Source organism: Streptomyces sp. NPDC056600, from assembly GCF_042792855.1.
Classification (GTDB): Bacteria; Actinomycetota; Actinomycetes; order Streptomycetales; family Streptomycetaceae; genus Streptomyces.
Window position 1 is genome coordinate 1 of the sequence record NZ_JBHTVQ010000029.1, and the last position, 14,958, is coordinate 14,958.

Annotated in this window: 11 protein-coding genes and 1 pseudogene; 7 read left to right on the forward strand and 5 right to left on the reverse strand. The window is 73.7% G+C overall.

Going from position 1 to position 14,958, the window contains the following annotated elements; all coding sequences use genetic code 11:
• Positions 1–101: 101 nt before the first annotated feature.
• Positions 102–977: an oxygenase MpaB family protein gene (locus tag ACFRAV_RS16380; protein ID WP_382555939.1), complete on the forward strand. Its 876-nt coding sequence runs from the start codon at positions 102–104 to the stop codon at positions 975–977.
• Positions 978–1,165: 188 nt separating this feature from the next.
• On the opposite strand, the gene katG is transcribed toward ACFRAV_RS16380, so the two are convergent.
• Both katG and ACFRAV_RS16390 read right to left on the reverse strand, forming a co-directional pair.
• Complete coding sequence (gene katG / locus ACFRAV_RS16385) at positions 1,166–3,394, reverse strand: catalase/peroxidase HPI (RefSeq protein ID WP_382555942.1); 2,229 nt, start codon at positions 3,392–3,394, stop codon at positions 1,166–1,168.
• 53 nt (positions 3,395–3,447) lie between these two features.
• Entirely contained in the window at positions 3,448–3,882 is a 435-nt protein-coding gene (locus ACFRAV_RS16390; protein ID WP_351118532.1) for a Fur family transcriptional regulator, read from the reverse strand.
• A 249-nt stretch (positions 3,883–4,131) separates the two neighbouring features.
• Here ACFRAV_RS16390 and ACFRAV_RS16395 point away from each other — a divergent pair, with 249 nt between their 5' ends.
• The 4 genes and pseudogenes from ACFRAV_RS16395 to ACFRAV_RS16410 form a co-directional block, all read left to right on the forward strand.
• Entirely contained in the window at positions 4,132–5,559 is a 1,428-nt protein-coding gene (locus tag ACFRAV_RS16395) for a hypothetical protein (RefSeq protein ID WP_382555945.1), read from the forward strand.
• A gap of 158 nt (positions 5,560–5,717) precedes the next feature.
• Positions 5,718–7,004 (forward strand): AAA family ATPase, encoded by a 1,287-nt coding sequence (locus tag ACFRAV_RS16400; RefSeq protein ID WP_382555948.1) that lies wholly within the window; start codon positions 5,718–5,720, stop codon positions 7,002–7,004.
• A gap of 344 nt (positions 7,005–7,348) precedes the next feature.
• Positions 7,349–8,560 carry a VWA-like domain-containing protein gene (locus ACFRAV_RS16405; protein WP_382556069.1) on the forward strand — a complete coding sequence of 404 codons (1,212 nt, stop codon included), beginning with the start codon at positions 7,349–7,351 and terminating at the stop codon, positions 8,558–8,560.
• A 206-nt stretch (positions 8,561–8,766) separates the two neighbouring features.
• Positions 8,767–10,011 (forward strand): annotated as a pseudogene (locus tag ACFRAV_RS16410) (MFS transporter); the annotation flags it as partial.
• Here the strand turns inward: ACFRAV_RS16410 and ACFRAV_RS16415 are convergent.
• Together ACFRAV_RS16415 and ACFRAV_RS16420 are read right to left on the reverse strand one after the other, a co-directional pair.
• Positions 9,998–10,657: a hypothetical protein gene (locus ACFRAV_RS16415; RefSeq protein ID WP_382556071.1), complete on the reverse strand. Its 660-nt coding sequence runs from the start codon at positions 10,655–10,657 to the stop codon at positions 9,998–10,000. The pseudogene ACFRAV_RS16410 and the gene ACFRAV_RS16415 overlap by 14 nt on opposite strands.
• 131 nt (positions 10,658–10,788) lie before the next feature.
• Positions 10,789–11,247: a MarR family transcriptional regulator gene (locus ACFRAV_RS16420; protein WP_351118530.1), complete on the reverse strand. Its 459-nt coding sequence runs from the start codon at positions 11,245–11,247 to the stop codon at positions 10,789–10,791.
• A 213-nt stretch (positions 11,248–11,460) separates the two neighbouring features.
• Here ACFRAV_RS16420 and ACFRAV_RS16425 point away from each other — a divergent pair, with 213 nt between their 5' ends.
• Together ACFRAV_RS16425 and ACFRAV_RS16430 are read left to right on the forward strand one after the other, a co-directional pair.
• On the forward strand, positions 11,461–12,717 hold the full coding sequence (locus ACFRAV_RS16425; protein ID WP_382555952.1) for an MFS transporter: 1,257 nt from the start codon (positions 11,461–11,463) through the stop codon (positions 12,715–12,717).
• Between the two features lie 232 nt (positions 12,718–12,949).
• Positions 12,950–13,780, forward strand: a complete 831-nt coding sequence (locus ACFRAV_RS16430; RefSeq protein ID WP_382555954.1) for an aldo/keto reductase — start codon at positions 12,950–12,952, stop codon at positions 13,778–13,780.
• A gap of 9 nt (positions 13,781–13,789) precedes the next feature.
• Here the strand turns inward: ACFRAV_RS16430 and ACFRAV_RS16435 are convergent, their stop codons facing one another.
• Positions 13,790–14,917: a lipid II:glycine glycyltransferase FemX gene (locus tag ACFRAV_RS16435; RefSeq protein ID WP_382555957.1), complete on the reverse strand. Its 1,128-nt coding sequence runs from the start codon at positions 14,915–14,917 to the stop codon at positions 13,790–13,792.
• Positions 14,918–14,958 lie beyond the last annotated feature (41 nt).

Below are 14,958 nucleotides of genomic sequence, written 5' to 3' on the forward strand. Positions count from 1 at the left end.
GCGGCACGGGTCTTCACCCGTGCCGCCGTCGCGGCGTTCCCCGGAGGTTCGCCGGACCTTCGCGACGTCCACGGCCGATCCGCAGCAGACCGAGGAGAGCCATGACCGTGACCCAGCCCGCCGCCACCGCCTCGCAGGTCAGGGCCCCGCTGCCCGGGGGACCGGTGTGGCGGATCTTCGGTGACGTGCGCTCCCTGCTGCTGGCCCCCGAACTGCTGCTGCTCCAGGTGGCCCACCCGGTGGTCGGGGCCGGGGTCGCCGACCACAGCAACTTCCGCGCGGAGCCCTGGCCGCGGCTGGGCCGGACCCTGCTCTCGCTGAGCACGGTGATCTACGGAGGCCAGGAGGCCGCCACCGCCGAGGCGCGCCGGCTGATCGGCGTGCACGCCGGCATGAAGGGCCTCGACGCGTCCGGGCGCCGGTACCACGCGCTGCATCCCGAGGCCTACCACTGGGTGCACGCCACCCTGGTCAAGGCGCCGGTGGACGCGATGCGGCTCTTCGGGCCGGGGCTCGGTGAGGACGAACTCGCCGCGTACTACCGGGAGATGCGGGACGTCGGGCGGGTGTGGGGGCTCAAGGAGCACCACCTGCCGCCGGACTGGCCCTCGTTCCTCGCCTACTACGACGCGATGGTCGCCGACCGGCTGGAGGCGAACCGGTCGGTGCGGGACGTGCTCGACGCGCTGGCCGCGCCCGCCCGGCCCGCGTCCTGGATCCCGGACGCGCTCTGGCGGCCGGTGGCCCGGGCGGCGGGGCGGGTCGCGCTGTTCGTGACCGTCGGGGTGCTCCCGCCCGTGCTCCGGGAACGTTTCGGCCTGTCCTGGTCCCCGCGGCAGGAGCGGCGGCTGCGGAGGGTCGCCCGCGTGGTGAGGTTCCTCGTCGCGCCGCTGCCGGTCAGGTTGCGCGTGGCCCTGGGCGGCGTCCTGGCCCGCCGCGCCGAGCGCCGCAGACGGGCGCGGGCCGCGAGTGCGTGACGAGGCGCGGACCGCGAGCGCGTGACGGGTGCCTGGCCGGGCGCGGCCTCCCCGCACGCGCCGGAACGCCCCCGGGACGGCGGGAAGGCCCGGGACGCGGGAACGCCCCCGTCCGGCCTGATGGCCGGGCGGGGGCGTTCCGTGGGGGTCGGGCGGCCGACGTCTCCCAGGGTCGGATCGGCGGGCGATCAGACCAGGTCGAAGCGGTCGGCGTTCATGACCTTGTTCCAGGCCTGGACGAAGTCCTTGACGAACTTCTCCTTGGCGTCGTCGCTCGCGTAGACCTCGGCGACGGCGCGCAGCTCGGAGTTGGAGCCGAAGACGAGGTCGGCACGCGTGCCGGTCCACTTCTTCTCACCCGTGGCCTCGTCGAAGGCCTCGTACAGGTTGCTCTCGCCGTCCACCGGCTTCCACGTCGTGCCCAGGTCGAGCAGGTTGACGAAGAAGTCGTTGGTGAGCTTGCCCGGGGCGTCGGTGAGGAGGCCGAGCTCCGAGTCCTGGTAGTTGGCGCCCAGGACGCGCAGGCCGCCGACCAGGACGGTCATCTCGGGCGCGCTCAGGTTGAGCAGGTTGGCGCGGTCGACCAGCAGGTGCTCGGCGGGCAGGCGGTTGGCCTTGCCGAGGTAGTTGCGGAAGCCGTCCGCCCTCGGCTCGAGAGCGGCGAAGGACTCGACGTCCGTCTGCTCCTGGGAGGCGTCCACGCGGCCCGCGGTGAACGGGACCTCGATGTCGAAGCCCGCCTCCTTGGCGGCCTTCTCGACGCCGACGGCGCCGGCAAGGACGATCACGTCGGCCAGGGAGACCTGCTTGCCGCCGGAGAGGGAGGCGTTGAAGGACTCCTGGACGCCCTCGAGGGTGCTCAGGACGGTCTTGAGCTTCTGCGGCTCGTTGACCTCCCAGTCGGCCTGCGGCTGCAGGCGGATGCGGGCGCCGTTGGCGCCGCCGCGCTTGTCGCTGCCGCGGAAGGAGGACGCGGAGGCCCACGCGGTGGAGACCAGCTGCGACACGGACAGGCCGGACTCGGCGATCTTCGCCTTCAGCGCGGCCACGTCGGCCTCGTCGACGACCTCGAACTCGCGGGCCGGCAGCGGGTCCTGCCAGATCAGCGTCTCGGACGGGACCTCGGAGCCCAGGTAGCGGACGACCGGGCCCATGTCACGGTGGGTCAGCTTGAACCAGGCGCGGGCGAACGCGTCGGCGAAGGCGCGCTCGTCCTCGAGGAAGCGCTGCGAGATCTCCGCGTAGATCGGGTCCATGCGCAGCGCGAGGTCGGTGGTGAACATGATCGGCTGGTGGCGGACACCCTCGAGGTGGGCGTCGGGCACGACCTTGCCGGCACCGTGCTTCGGACGCCACTGCAGCGCGCCGGCCGGGCTGTGGAACTGCTCCCACTCGTAGCCGAACAGGATCTTGAAGTACTCGTTGTCCCACTTGGTGGGCTCGTAGGTCCAGGCGCCCTCGAGACCGGAGGTCACGGTGTCCGCGCCCTTGCCGGTGCCGTGGCTGTTGCGCCAGCCCAGGCCCTGCTCCTCGAGGCCGGCCGCCTCCGGGTCGTCGCCGACCGCGTCCGCCGGGCCGTTGCCGTGCGCCTTGCCGAAGGTGTGACCACCGGCGATCAGGGCGACGGTCTCCTCGTCGTTCATCGCCATGCGGCGGAACGTCTCGCGGATGTCGCGGGCGGCGGCCAGCGGGTCGCCGTTGCCGTTGGGGCCCTCGGGGTTGACGTAGATCAGACCCATCTGGACCGCGGCGAGGGGCTCCTCGAGGTCACGGTCGCCGGAGTAGCGCTCGTCGGCGAGCCAGGTGGTCTCCGGACCCCAGTACACGTCCTCGTCGGGCTCCCACACGTCCGCGCGGCCGCCGGCGAAGCCGAAGGTCTCGAAGCCCATCGACTCCAGGGCGACGTTACCCGCGAGGACCATCAGGTCGGCCCAGGAGATGGCCTGGCCGTACTTCTTCTTGACCGGCCACAGCAGACGGCGGGCCTTGTCCAGGTTGACGTTGTCCGGCCAGCTGTTGAGCGGCGCGAAGCGCTGCTGACCGGCGCCCGCGCCACCGCGGCCGTCGGTGATGCGGTAGGTGCCGGCGCTGTGCCACGCCATGCGGATCATGAACGGGCCGTAGTGGCCGTAGTCCGCCGGCCACCAGTCCTGCGACTCGGTGAGGAGCGCGGCCACGTCCTGCTTCACGGCGGCGAGATCCAGGCCCTGGAAGGCCTCGGCGTAGTCGAAGCCCTCGCCCAGCGGGTTGGCGACCGCGGGGTTCTTGGCGAGGATCTTCAGGTTGAGCCGCTCCGGCCACCACTGGCGGTTGCCGCCGCCGGCGGTCGGGTGCGGGGCGCGCGCGCCGTGCGCGACGGGGCAACCGCCCGTCTCCGCCTTCGGCTCGGTGACGATGGCGTCGTGGTTCTCAGTCAATGTCTGTCCTTCTGGATCAGGCGGTCACGGCTCAGGTGCTGCGAGCTGTGGGACTACTGCTGGCGAGCGGTGGAACAGGCGGGGCACAGGCCCCAGTACGTCACCTCGGCCTCTTCGATCACGAAGCCGTGGTTCTGGGAGGCGGTCAGGCAGGGGGCCTCACCGACCGCGCAGTCCACGTCGGCGACGGTGCCGCAGGAGCGGCAGACGACGTGGTGATGGTTGTCCCCGACACGCGCCTCGTACCGGGCCGGGCTGCCGGCCGGTTCGATGCGGCGGACCAGTCCCGCGGCCGTCAGCGCGTGCAGCGCCTCGTAGACGGCCTGGGTCGAGACGTGGCCCACGCGCTCGCGTACGCCGGAGGCGATCGCCTCGGCTCCGAGGTGGTCCCCGGCCCTGACGGTTTCGAGCAGCGCGACGCGGGCTGCCGTCACCCGCAGGCCGACGCCGCGGAGTTCCTCGGCGGGCGAGGCGGGGGTTGCGGTCATGGTCACGAACCTTACATGGCTTGAGGCGAGAGGTACAGAAAGACGAGTGATTCAAGTTTGGAAACAGCGTTTCCGAAGCCTTTTGTCTGTTTGGTGATGGTTTCACGTCGTGTCGAGACGATGCCGGATGCTCCCGAGGTTCCGTCGAAAATCATCTGACGGGTCCGCGCGCGGCACGGTATGGTTCGCGGCGATGACGACTCACTCCATGAACAGATTGGGGGACCCGTCCGCGCAAGGTGAGTGCTGATGCTCACCGACATCGCGAACGGACGACTCTCCCTGTGGCGGCGCGTACGCGCCCATGCCGTGCCGCCCGCCATGATCGGGACGGCGACGGCCCGCCGTGAGGCGGGCGACTGGGCGGGGGCCTGCGCCGCCGCCCGCGTCGACGTCGATCTCGACCTGCGCACTCTCTCGCGCCGGTACGGCCGGGATTTCGCCGCACGCCTCCGCGCCGACCTGCGGCGCCTCGCGCCCGACCTGTTGCGCTGGCATCTGCCGAGGATCGCCCCGGACGGTCTGCTGCGCCCCGGCCTGACCGTGCCGCTCGTCCACTACGACGTCGCGGGTGCCGGCCGCGTCGGAGCCGCCGGCCGCGGCCGGGTGAGCCTGGTGGTCCGCACCGACCCCGCGTGGGCGGACGCCGGACAGCGGCTCTCCCTCACCCTGTGGGACCCGTCCGCACGGGACGCCGCGTCCCGCCGGCACCCGCATCCCTCGCCCAGCCGGCGCCACCGCCTCGACCTGCACCGACACCTGTGGGACGCGACCAGGTCGGGGGAGCTGACCGCGCGGTCCACGGACGGCCGGCCGCCCGCGGACCGGGACGACTGGCCGGAGCCGCTGCGCGCGCTGCCGCCCGGCCGCCGGTACGACGTCGGCCGCTGGGCGGACGAGGCGGGCCTCCTGCTCGAAGCCGAGGGGCACGGCCCGGCGGGAAGCGTCCTGGTGCGGCTCGGCGGCCGGGACAGGCTGCTGCTGGACATGGCACGCGACGGCGCAGGCTCCTGGCGGATCACCGGCGCCCGCCGTCCCCGGCAGGCCACCGCAGCCGATCCGCCGGTGCTGCCCGACGCGGCCACCTGGGTCCCGCCGGACCGCGACCTGCTGGCCGCGGGCCTCGTCGAGCCGCACGCACTGCACCCCTTGGTCGCCGCCGCACTCGTCCCCGGGCACCCCTCGGCGCCCGCCGCCGCGCCCACGCGCCGGGCCGAGGAGCCCGGCGTGGTGGACTGCCGTGGCGCGCTCCACCGGATCGGCCCGGTGGAAGGCGTCCTCTCGCCGCTCGACCACGATCCGGTGGAGCTCCGCCGCGAGGCGCTCCTGGTCGCGCTCGGCGGGCCGCCGCTGCCCTGCCTCCGTGCCGTCGACGAGGCACTCCGCACCCCGGAGTGCCTGCCCGGCGTACGCGAACGCCTCGCCCACGGCGACGCCGACGGAGCCCTCGAGATCGTCACGACACTCCTCGGCCCCCAGGCGGTGCTGCGCGAGGGCGAGTTGCTCGACACGCTCGTGGCCGCCGTGGACCGGCGGACCGTGCGTGGCCTGTACCGGGCCGGGCTGTCCGTGTCCGACCGGCTCGAGGGCGTCCCCCGCCACGTGCTGGCGGCCCCCATGACCCCTTCCCACCGCCGCGCGGTGCGTCGCCGCGCAGGGGAAGCCGCCCACCACTGAGTGCCCCGCGCACCCCGTTCCGGCGCACCCCGTTCCGGCGCACCCCGTTCCCGCGCCCGCGGTCCGTGGTCTCCCGTCGCTGACCGCCCGCCGCGAGGGCCGCGTGACGCCTCGTCATCCCCTTCTTGTTCTCTCCCTTCGCCTTCAGAGGAGCCGCCATGACCATCACCCTGTCCCCGTCCGTTCCCTCCGCCCCCGCCACGCCGCAGGACCCCTCCCCGGCCGCCCCGCCCGTCGCCCCGCTGGAGGTCGCCTCCGCGCTGCTGGCCGTGCTGGGCGACACCACCACCGAACCGCGCCGCGACATGCAGTTGGAGGCGCTGACCCTGGCCGTCGCCGCCGACCTGCCGGTGCTGCTCTGGGGCGAGCCGGGCATCGGCAAGACCGCCGCCGTCACGCAGCTGGCCGAGGAGCTGGACCTGCCGCTGACCACTGTGATCGCCAGCGTCCACGAACCGTCGGACTTCTCCGGCCTGCCGGTCGTCGGCGACGACCCCGCCACACAGGGGGTGCCGATGGCCCCGCCGGACTGGGCGGTGCGCCTGGTCCGCCAGGGGCGCGGGCTGCTCTTCCTGGACGAGCTGTCCACCGCCCCACCCGCCGTGCAGGCGGCCCTGCTCCGGCTGGTGCTGGAGCGGCGGGTCGGCGCCCTGCGGCTCCCGGAAGGCATCCGCATCGTCGCCGCCGCCAACCCGCGCGCCTCCGCGGCCGACGGCTGGGAGCTGAGCGCGCCGCTGGCCAACCGGTTCGTGCACCTCCCGTGGGCGCACGACTGCGAGGTCGTGGTCCGCGGCCTCGGCGGCACCTGGCCGCGCGCCACCCTGCCCCGGCTCGACCCCGCCGAGGTGCCGAGGGCGGTCGACCTCGCCCGGCGCGCGGTGTGCGGGCTGCTCACCGCGCGGCCCAAGCTGGTGCACCAGCTGCCCGCCAACGAGACCCGCCGTGGCGGTGCCTGGCCCTCGCCCCGCACCTGGGACATGGCCCTGCGGCTGATCGCCTTCGCCACCGCTGCCGGCGCGCAGCGGGACGTGCTGTCGCTGCTGGTCAGGGGTGTGGTGGGGGACGGGCCAGGGCTCGAACTGCTGGCGAGCACGGACCGGATGGACCTCCCCGACCCGGAGGACGTGCTGGCCGACCCCGCCGGGGCCGAGCTCCCGCAGCGCGGGGACCTGCGTCAGGCGGTGATGGAGGCGGTGGTGTCCGCGGTGGCGACCAGGCCCACCCGTGAACGGTGGGACGCCGCCTGGTCGTTGCTGGTGCGGGCCATGGAGACCGGGGCGCCCGACCTCGTGGTGGTCCCGGCGACCACGCTGGCCGCGCTGCGGCAGGACGAGTGGGACGTGCCGGCGGCGATCGAGCGGCTGGCCGGGGCGGTGGACCTCTCCCGGCGCGCCGACCGGGCGGCGGCCCGCGTGGCGCATGCCGCGGCGAAGGCGACCCGATGACGGGGGCGACGGCGGGGGAGCGGAAAGCGAAGGCGTACCCGGGGGAGCGGCCGGCGGAAGCGCGCGCCGAACGTCGGCCCAGACCGGTCCCCACGCCGGAGCCGGCCCCCGCGCCGCGGCCGCTCCCGTCGCCGCGGCAGGCCTCCGCGCCACGGCCGGGCCCCACACCGGGGCAGGCCTCCGCGCCGCGGCCCGGGATCGAGGCCGGAGCCGTCGGGACCGGGGTCGAGGCCGGAGCCGTCGGGACCGGGGTCGAGGCCGGAGCCGTCGGGACCGGGGTCGTCGGGGCCGGCGTCGAGCCCGGGCCCGCACCGTGCCAGGCCCCGGCCTCGCGGGAGCAGGGGCTGCTGGACCTGGACAAGCTGTACGCCGCCCGGCTGCAGGCCGCCCGGGCCCGCCCCTACCTGGCGGCCGCGCTGTACGCGCTGCACGTGGTCGAGTCGCGTCAGGTCCCCACCATGGCGGTCGACCGGTACTGGCGCTGCTACGCGTCCCCCGCGTTCGTGGCGTCCACGCCGGTGGAGGAACTCGCCTCCGTCTGGGTGCACGAGGTGTCCCACCTGCTGCGCGACCACCACGGGCGCAGCGACCGGTTGGCCCGTGCCCGGGACCTGACCGGCCCGGGGGACCGACTGCGCATGAACATCGCCGCCGACTGCGAGATCAACGACGACGCCTTCGGCGACGGGCTGCCGGAACCCGAGGGCCTCGTCACCCCGCGGCTGCTGGGGCTCGAGAACGACGGGGTCATGGAGGACTACGTCGACCGGATCCGGCTCCGCCGTCATACCGAGCACTTCACCTGGCTCGACTGCGGGAGCGGCGCGGACGGCATGACCCGCGGATGGGAACTCGGGCCCGAGGGGGCCCACGGACTGACCGACCAGGAGCGCGACGCGGTGCGCTTCCGGGTGGCGCAGGGCATCTCCGCCATGCCCGGCGACACGCCCAAGGCCTGGCGGCGGTGGGCCGAGGAGGTGTTCCACGCGCCACAGCCGTGGCGGGCACTGCTGGGCGCCGCGATCCGCTCGGCGGCCACCGGCGCGGGAGCGGGGCAGGACTACACCTACGGCCGACCGTCCCGCCGCTCGGCCGGGCTGCCCGGCGTCGTCCTGCCGAGCCTGCGGCGCCGGCCGCCCAGGGTGACCGTGGTCGTCGACACCTCCGGTTCGGTGAGCGACACCGAACTCGGCAGCGCCCTGCTCGAGGTGGCCGCCATCACCCGGTCGCTCGGGGGCCGCAGGGACCTGGTGACCGTGATCAGCTGCGACGCGGCCACCCACCGGGTGGGGCCGATCTGTGCGGGGGAGGGCATCACGCTCCTCGGCGGGGGCGGCACCGACCTGCGTGCGGGGTTCGACACGGCGCTCAGGGCGCGGCCCCGCCCCGACGTCGTGGTCGCGCTGACCGACGGCCAGACGCCGTGGCCCTCGTCCCGGCCGCCCTGCCGCACGATCGTGGGGCTCTTCCCCCGCGCCCCGCACCACTCGGAGGACGACCCCGAGTACACGCCCGACCTGCCCCCCTCGTGGACCCGGGTGGTGGAGATCGGGTAGCGGGTGGTTCCCGGCACCGGAGGGCGGCCGGCGGGGCGAGGGGCATGCGGCGGGGGCGGGTCGGCGAAGGTAAGAAGCGGGTCAGAGGTGGGGTCGACGGCACCGCTCCTCTGGCGTGAGCACGCCGACACGTCTATAGATGTATGTTGCATCTAAATTCGTGCCCCGCCCTCGCGGACGGCCGAACCGGAAAGGACATCGCATCGATGAATGCGCCGTCAGCGACAGCGGCAGGGGAGGCGGGGGCCACCGCGAGCCCGTTCCGTCAGCCCCGAGCCGTCTGGGCCGTGGCGTTCGCCTGCGTGATCTCCTTCATGGGGATCGGCCTGGTCGACCCGATCCTGCCCGCCCTCGCGGAGAACCTGCACGCCTCCGCCAGCCAGGTCTCGCTCCTGTTCAGCAGCTACCTGATCGTCACCGCCGTCGCCATGCTCTTCGTCGGGTGGATCTCCAGCCGGATCGGCGCCAAGCGGACCCTGGTGGCCGGACTGGCCGTGATCGTGGTCTTCGCCGCCCTCGCCGGCGCGACCGACTCCATCAACGGCATCGTCGGCTTCCGTGCGGGCTGGGGCCTGGGCAACGCCATGTTCATCGCCACCTCGCTGGCCGTGATCGTCGCCTCGGCGAGCGGCGGTTTCGGCGGCGCGATCATCCTCTACGAGACCGCTCTCGGCCTCGGCATCGCCGTGGGCCCGCTGCTCGGCGGCGTCCTGGGCGACATCAGCTGGCGCGGGCCCTTCTTCGGCGTGGCCGTGCTGATGGCGCTGGCCCTGGTCGCGACCGTGCTGCTGGTCCCGTCCACGCCGCGGCCCGAGCGCCCCACCTCGCCGGTCGCCCCGCTGAAGGCGCTGCGCCACCGCGGGCTGCTGACCATGGGGATCATGGCCCTGCTCTACAACTGGGGCTTCTTCACCATGCTCGGTTACGCCCCCTACCCGATGGAGCTCGAGGCATTCGACCTCGGCCTGGTCTTCACCGGCTGGGGCCTGCTGGTGGCCGCGTTCAGCGTCCTGGTGGCGCCGCGGCTGCAGGCCAGGTTCGGCACGGCGCCGGTCCTGTACGCCAACCTGATCTGCCTGGGCGCGCTGATGGCCGTCGTCGCCGCGGGGGTGGAGACGCCGGCGGTGGTGATCGTCGCGGTCATCGTCAGCGGGGCGCTCATCGGCATCAACAACACGCTGACCACCCAGGCCGTCATGCTCGTCGCGCCGGTGGAGCGGCCGGTGGCCTCCTCGGCGTACGGTTTCGTCCGCTTCATCGGCGGCGGCCTGGCTCCCTATGTCGCGGGGAAGATCGCCGAGGCGACCGACCTGTCGATGCCGTTCTACGTCGGCGCCGCCGCGTTCGTGCTGGCCGTGCCGGTCCTGGCCACGGGGCACCGGCTGGTACGGGAGGCCGAGAGCCCGCGCGAGGAGACCGTGCCGCTCGAGCCGGTGGTCACGCCCCTCGGGACGTAAGGGGCACGGAAGTCCCCGGCGGGGGTGTCAGGTCCAGCGCCCGCGCCAGGGCGGCGGTGACGGCGGCGGAGTGTTCCGGCAGGTGTTGTCCGGCCCAGATGCCGGCCAGACCGAGGAAGTCCCGCAGATCTCGCTCCGCGCCCGCGACGAGCGTGCGTACCTCGTCCACCGGCAGCTCGATCACCGGGCCGTCGTCCGTTCCGTCGACGTCGAACGTCAGCCGGACGGCGTCGTCGACGCGTTCGGCCGCCGACGACGGATCGTGGCCGAAGGAGCAGCGGCCGGTGCCGTCGAGCACCTCCAGCCAGTCCCGCCAGGTCTCCAGGCCGTTGCAGCAGCCCGGCTCGACGAAGACGGTGCCGGTGGCCGCCTCGGTCACCCGGAACCCTCCGGCGGCGAGCAGGTCGGGCAGGGTGAGCAGCCCGTGCAGGAACGCGCCTGGCGGGTCGGCCGGGCACTGCCCGTGCTCCGCCTCCGGCTCGTAGTCGTTGTAGCGGGCGACCTGCATGACCGCCCGGCCGACCTCCGTCGGCGTCAGCCGCCCGTGCAGCGCGAGGTAGCCGTACGCCTCGTACTCGCCGACCGGCCAGAGCGCGAAATCGTCGGCGGGGCAGATCTCCAGAACGGGCCGCATCACCATCACGGGGGGATGGTGCCGGATTCGCTTCCCCACCGCCACGGGCTTTCCGCCGTGGGCCGGTGCCGCGCACGAGGCGCGCCGCCCGTGCGGCGCGGGGGAGGGCCTCCCTCAGGCGGCGGAGAGTCCCGGTCTCACGCGGTGGTGGCGCGGGCCGACTCCACCACGCGGACCAGCGGCTCGAGCCGCGCGTCGCGCGACGCGTCGTCGAGGGCCGCGCGCAGGGCGGCCTCGTGCGTCGGCCGGGCCTCGGTGAGCAGGGCCAGGCCGGACTCGGACACGTCCGTGTAGATGCCGCGGCGGTCGGTGGGGCAGAGGTAGCGCGACAGCAGGCCACGGTCCTCCAGACGCGTCACCAGTCGCGTGGTCGCGCTCTGGCTCAGCACGACGGCCTCCGCGACCTGCTTCATCTGCAGGTGGCCGCCCGGCCCGTCGTGCTGCCGGCTGAGGACGTCCAGCAGGGAGTACTCCCGCGGGCTCAGCCCGTGGCGCTGCAGCGCGCGCTCGAGATGGGACTCGATCCTGCCGTGCAGGAGGGAGAGCGCGCACCAGCCGTCGGCGAGGGCGGTGAGCGAGGGGTCGGTCGCGGTCACGCTGACCTCCTACGGGGCAAAGGGGTCGGTCGGGTCGGGAGACGTCCGACGCGGACGTCCGGCGGGCCACCGGGAGACCGCCGGGCGTCTCCAATCCTTCCACACAGGGGTTACCCGGGGCCAGATTTAGACCGCGCTTGCATTTATCCCGCGCATGCAACTAATGTCGTCGCCTGTTACCACCCCCCGCAACGTATCGTCTGGGAGAACCCCATGCCTCTCGCGCTCCTGGCTCTGGCCGTCGGGGCCTTCGGGATCGGCACCACGGAGTTCGTGATCATGGGCGTGCTGCCCCAGGTCGCGGACGACTTCGGCGTCACCGTCCCGACCGCCGGCTGGCTGGTCACCGGCTACGCGCTCGGCGTCGTCCTCGGCGCCCCGCTGCTGACCGTGCTGGGCACCAAGGTGTCCCGCAAGAAGATGCTGATGTTCCTGATGGGCCTCTTCGTCGTCGGCAACGTCCTGTCCGCCGTCGCCCCCGTCTTCGGGCTGATGCTCGCCGGGCGGATCGTCGCCTCGCTGGCCCACGGCGCCTTCTTCGGCATCGGCTCCGTGGTCGCCGCCGACCTGGTCGCCCCGCACCGCAGGGCGTCCGCCATCTCGCTGATGTTCATGGGTCTGACCGTGGCCAACGTCGTCGGCGTCCCCGGCGGCACCTACCTCGGCCAGGCCGCCGGCTGGCGCACCACCTTCGCCGCGGTCGCCGCGCTCGGCGTCGTCGGGCTGCTCGGCGTCGCCCGCCTGGTCCCCGAGGGCGGACGCCCGCCCGCCGCGGACGTCCGCGCCGAGTTCGCCGCCTTCCGCAACCCCCAGGTGTGGCTGGCGATGGCCATGACCGTCCTCGGCTTCGGCGGGGTCTTCGCCGCCATCACCTACGTCACCCCCCTGACGACCGAGGTCACCGGCTTCGCGGAGTCCTCCGTGACCTGGCTGCTCGTGCTGTTCGGCCTGGGCATGTTCTTCGGCAACCTGGCCGGCGGCAAGCTCGCCGACCGGGCACTGATGCCGCTGCTGTTCACCGCGCTGGCCGCGCTCTCGGTGACCCTGCTCGTCTTCACGGTCACCGCCCACCACAAGGCGCTCACCGCCGTCACCCTGACCCTGATCGGCGCCCTGGGCTTCGCCACCGTGCCGCCGCTGCAGAAGTGGGTGCTCGACCAGGCGTCCGCCGCCCCCACCCTGGCGTCCGCCGCCAACATCGGCGCCTTCAACCTGGGCAACGCGCTCGCCGCCTGGCTGGGCGGCCTGGTGATCTCCGGAGGCCTCGGATACACCGCCCCCAACTGGGTAGGCGCGATCCTGGCCGCCTCCGCCCTCCTGCTCTCCCTGCTCGCGGCTCGCCTGGACCGCCGCGCCCGGCGTACCGGCGCCGCCGGCGCCGTCGGCCGGGTCGTGGCCGGTTCGGGGGGACCCGCCGCGCCGGGCCCGGCGGCGGAGACAAAAACGGCGGTACGGCCTGCGAGTCTGTGACGGCCCCGCCCGGCCGCCGTCCGCCCCCTGTCCCGCCGTCCGCACCCCGCCGTCCGTACGTGGCCACCACCCACGTGGCCACCACCCACGTGGCCACCACCCACGTGGCCACCACCCACGTGGCCACCACCCACGTGGCCACCACCCACGTGGTCCGCACCCCCTCGGGGGCCGCACCATCATCGTCCGAAGCCGTTCGTCCGCATCACCGGAACCCACGCAAGGAAGCACCATGAGCACCCCCTCCGTCCCCACCGTCACCCTCAACAACGGCGTCGAGATTCCCCAGTTGGGCTTCGGCGTCTTCCAGGTCCCCGACGAGGACACCACCACCGCCGTCACCGCGGCCCTGGAGGCCGGCTACCGCTCGATCGACACCGCCGCGATCTACGGCAACGAGGCCGGCGTCGGCAAGGCGATCGCCGACTCCGGCGTCGCCCGCGAGGACCTGTTCGTCACCACCAAGCTGTGGAACTCCGAGCAGGGATACGACGCCACCCTCCGCGCCTTCGACGAGAGCCTGTCCAAGCTGGGCCTCGACCACGTCGACCTGTACCTGATCCACTGGCCCACCCCGGCCCGTGACCTGTACCTCGACACCTGGCGCGCCTTCGAGCGGCTGGCCGCCGACGGCCGGATCCGTGCGGCGGGCGTCTCCAACTTCCAGCCCGCGCACCTGCGCCGGCTGCTCGAGAACAGCTCGCTGGTCCCCGCCGTCAACCAGGTCGAACTCCACCCCGCGCTGCAGCAGGCCGAACTGCGCGCCCTGCACGCGGAGCTGGGCATCGCCACCGAGGCGTGGAGCCCGCTGGCGCAGGGCGCGGTGCTGGACGAGGAGGCGATCGTCTCCCTCGCCGAGCGCCACGGCCGGACGCCCGCGCAGATCGTGCTGCGCTGGCACCTCCAGCTCGGCAACGTCGTGATCCCGAAGTCGGTCACCCCGGCGCGCATCGCCGAGAACATCGACGTCTTCGGGTTCACCCTCGACGACGAGGAGATGGCCTCGCTCGCCGCCCTCGACCGCGGGCTGCGCACGGGCCCCGACCCGGACGAGTTCAACTGACGGGAGCCGTCAGGCCCCGCGGTGGGCGATGTACAGGTCGAGTGCCTTGTGGAGGACCTTGCTGAGCGGGAAGTCCCACTCCCCGAGGTACTCGACCGCCTCGCCGCCCGTGCCGAGGCGGTGGCGCAGCAGTGCCAGGTGCTGCTCGTCGCCCGCGACCGAGCCCGTGATGCCGCGCAGGTCGTAGAGGGACGCGCCCATCTCATGGGCGTCCGACATCATCCGCCACTGCAGCGCATGGTCCGGGCACACGTCCGTCCGGGTGTGTGGCGCTGCCCCATAGGCGTGCCACACATGCTCTCCGACGGCGAGCATCAGGGCCGCGGCCTGGTCCTCGCCCTCGAACCTGGAGAAGTAGACCCGCATCCGGTCCGGGTGCTCGTTGCGCAGGGCGATCCACATGCGCTGGAAGTAGGCGAGGGGCCGCGGGATCAGCCCGTCGCGGCCGGCGGCCTCGGCGTAGAGCCGGTGGAAGGCGGCGAGGTCCTCGTAACCGCCCCGCACCACCTCCACCCCGGCCCGCCACGCCTTCTTCGCGTTGCGGCGCCACTCCGGGCTGTACCCCGCTTGGACCTCCCGCAGGGGCCGGTCGCCGAACGGCACCTGGAAGACGTACCGGGGCTGGTTGACGGCGGCGCTGTCCTCGCCCTCGGCGGTGACCGGCCGCCAGCCCAGCCCGTGCAGCCGCTCTGCGAGCTCCCGCGCCGCCGGGTCCTCCTCGGAAGGCGGCACCTCGCGCAGCCACCGCACCTCCGGGTCGGCGAGCGCGCCCCGCACCGCGGCGGCGTCCCAGCGCCGGGCGACCACCGGCGGGCCCATCCGCACGGTGAAGGCGCCGAGGTCGCGCAGGTACTCGATCATCGGGCCCAGCCAGTCGCCGAGGTCCTCCGAGGCCCAGTCGACGACCGGTCCCTCCGGCAGGTAGGCGAGGTAGCGCCGCACCTTGGGCAGCGCGCGCAGCAGCACCAGCGCGGCCCCGACCAGCCGGCCCCGTTCGTCGAACCACCCCAGCGACGCCGAACGCCAGTCGCTCTTCACCTCGCCCCACGAGGGGATCTGCAGGTGGCTCACCGACGACTGTCCCGCGACGAAGGACAGGTGCTCCTCGCGGGTGATCGCTCGCAGGAGGTACTTCATGGTGGTGCCGCGCTCCTTTGTTCGACACCAGCGTATGCGTA

What these genes read in the sequence shown, in the direction of transcription:
- ACFRAV_RS16380 (WP_382555939.1), top strand. Translation starts at nt 102, where the DNA reads ATGACCGTGACCCAGCCCGCCGCCACCGCCTCGCAGGTCAGGGCCCCG.
- ACFRAV_RS16390 (WP_351118532.1), bottom strand. Translation starts at nt 3,882, where the DNA reads ATGACCGCAACCCCCGCCTCGCCCGCCGAGGAACTCCGCGGCGTCGGC.
- ACFRAV_RS16395 (WP_382555945.1), top strand. Translation starts at nt 4,132, where the DNA reads ATGCTCACCGACATCGCGAACGGACGACTCTCCCTGTGGCGGCGCGTA.
- ACFRAV_RS16400 (WP_382555948.1), top strand. Translation starts at nt 5,718, where the DNA reads ATGACCATCACCCTGTCCCCGTCCGTTCCCTCCGCCCCCGCCACGCCG.
- ACFRAV_RS16415 (WP_382556071.1), bottom strand. Translation starts at nt 10,657, where the DNA reads ATGGTGATGCGGCCCGTTCTGGAGATCTGCCCCGCCGACGATTTCGCG.
- ACFRAV_RS16425 (WP_382555952.1), top strand. Translation starts at nt 11,461, where the DNA reads ATGCCTCTCGCGCTCCTGGCTCTGGCCGTCGGGGCCTTCGGGATCGGC.
- ACFRAV_RS16430 (WP_382555954.1), top strand. Translation starts at nt 12,950, where the DNA reads ATGAGCACCCCCTCCGTCCCCACCGTCACCCTCAACAACGGCGTCGAG.
- ACFRAV_RS16435 (WP_382555957.1), bottom strand. Translation starts at nt 14,917, where the DNA reads ATGAAGTACCTCCTGCGAGCGATCACCCGCGAGGAGCACCTGTCCTTC.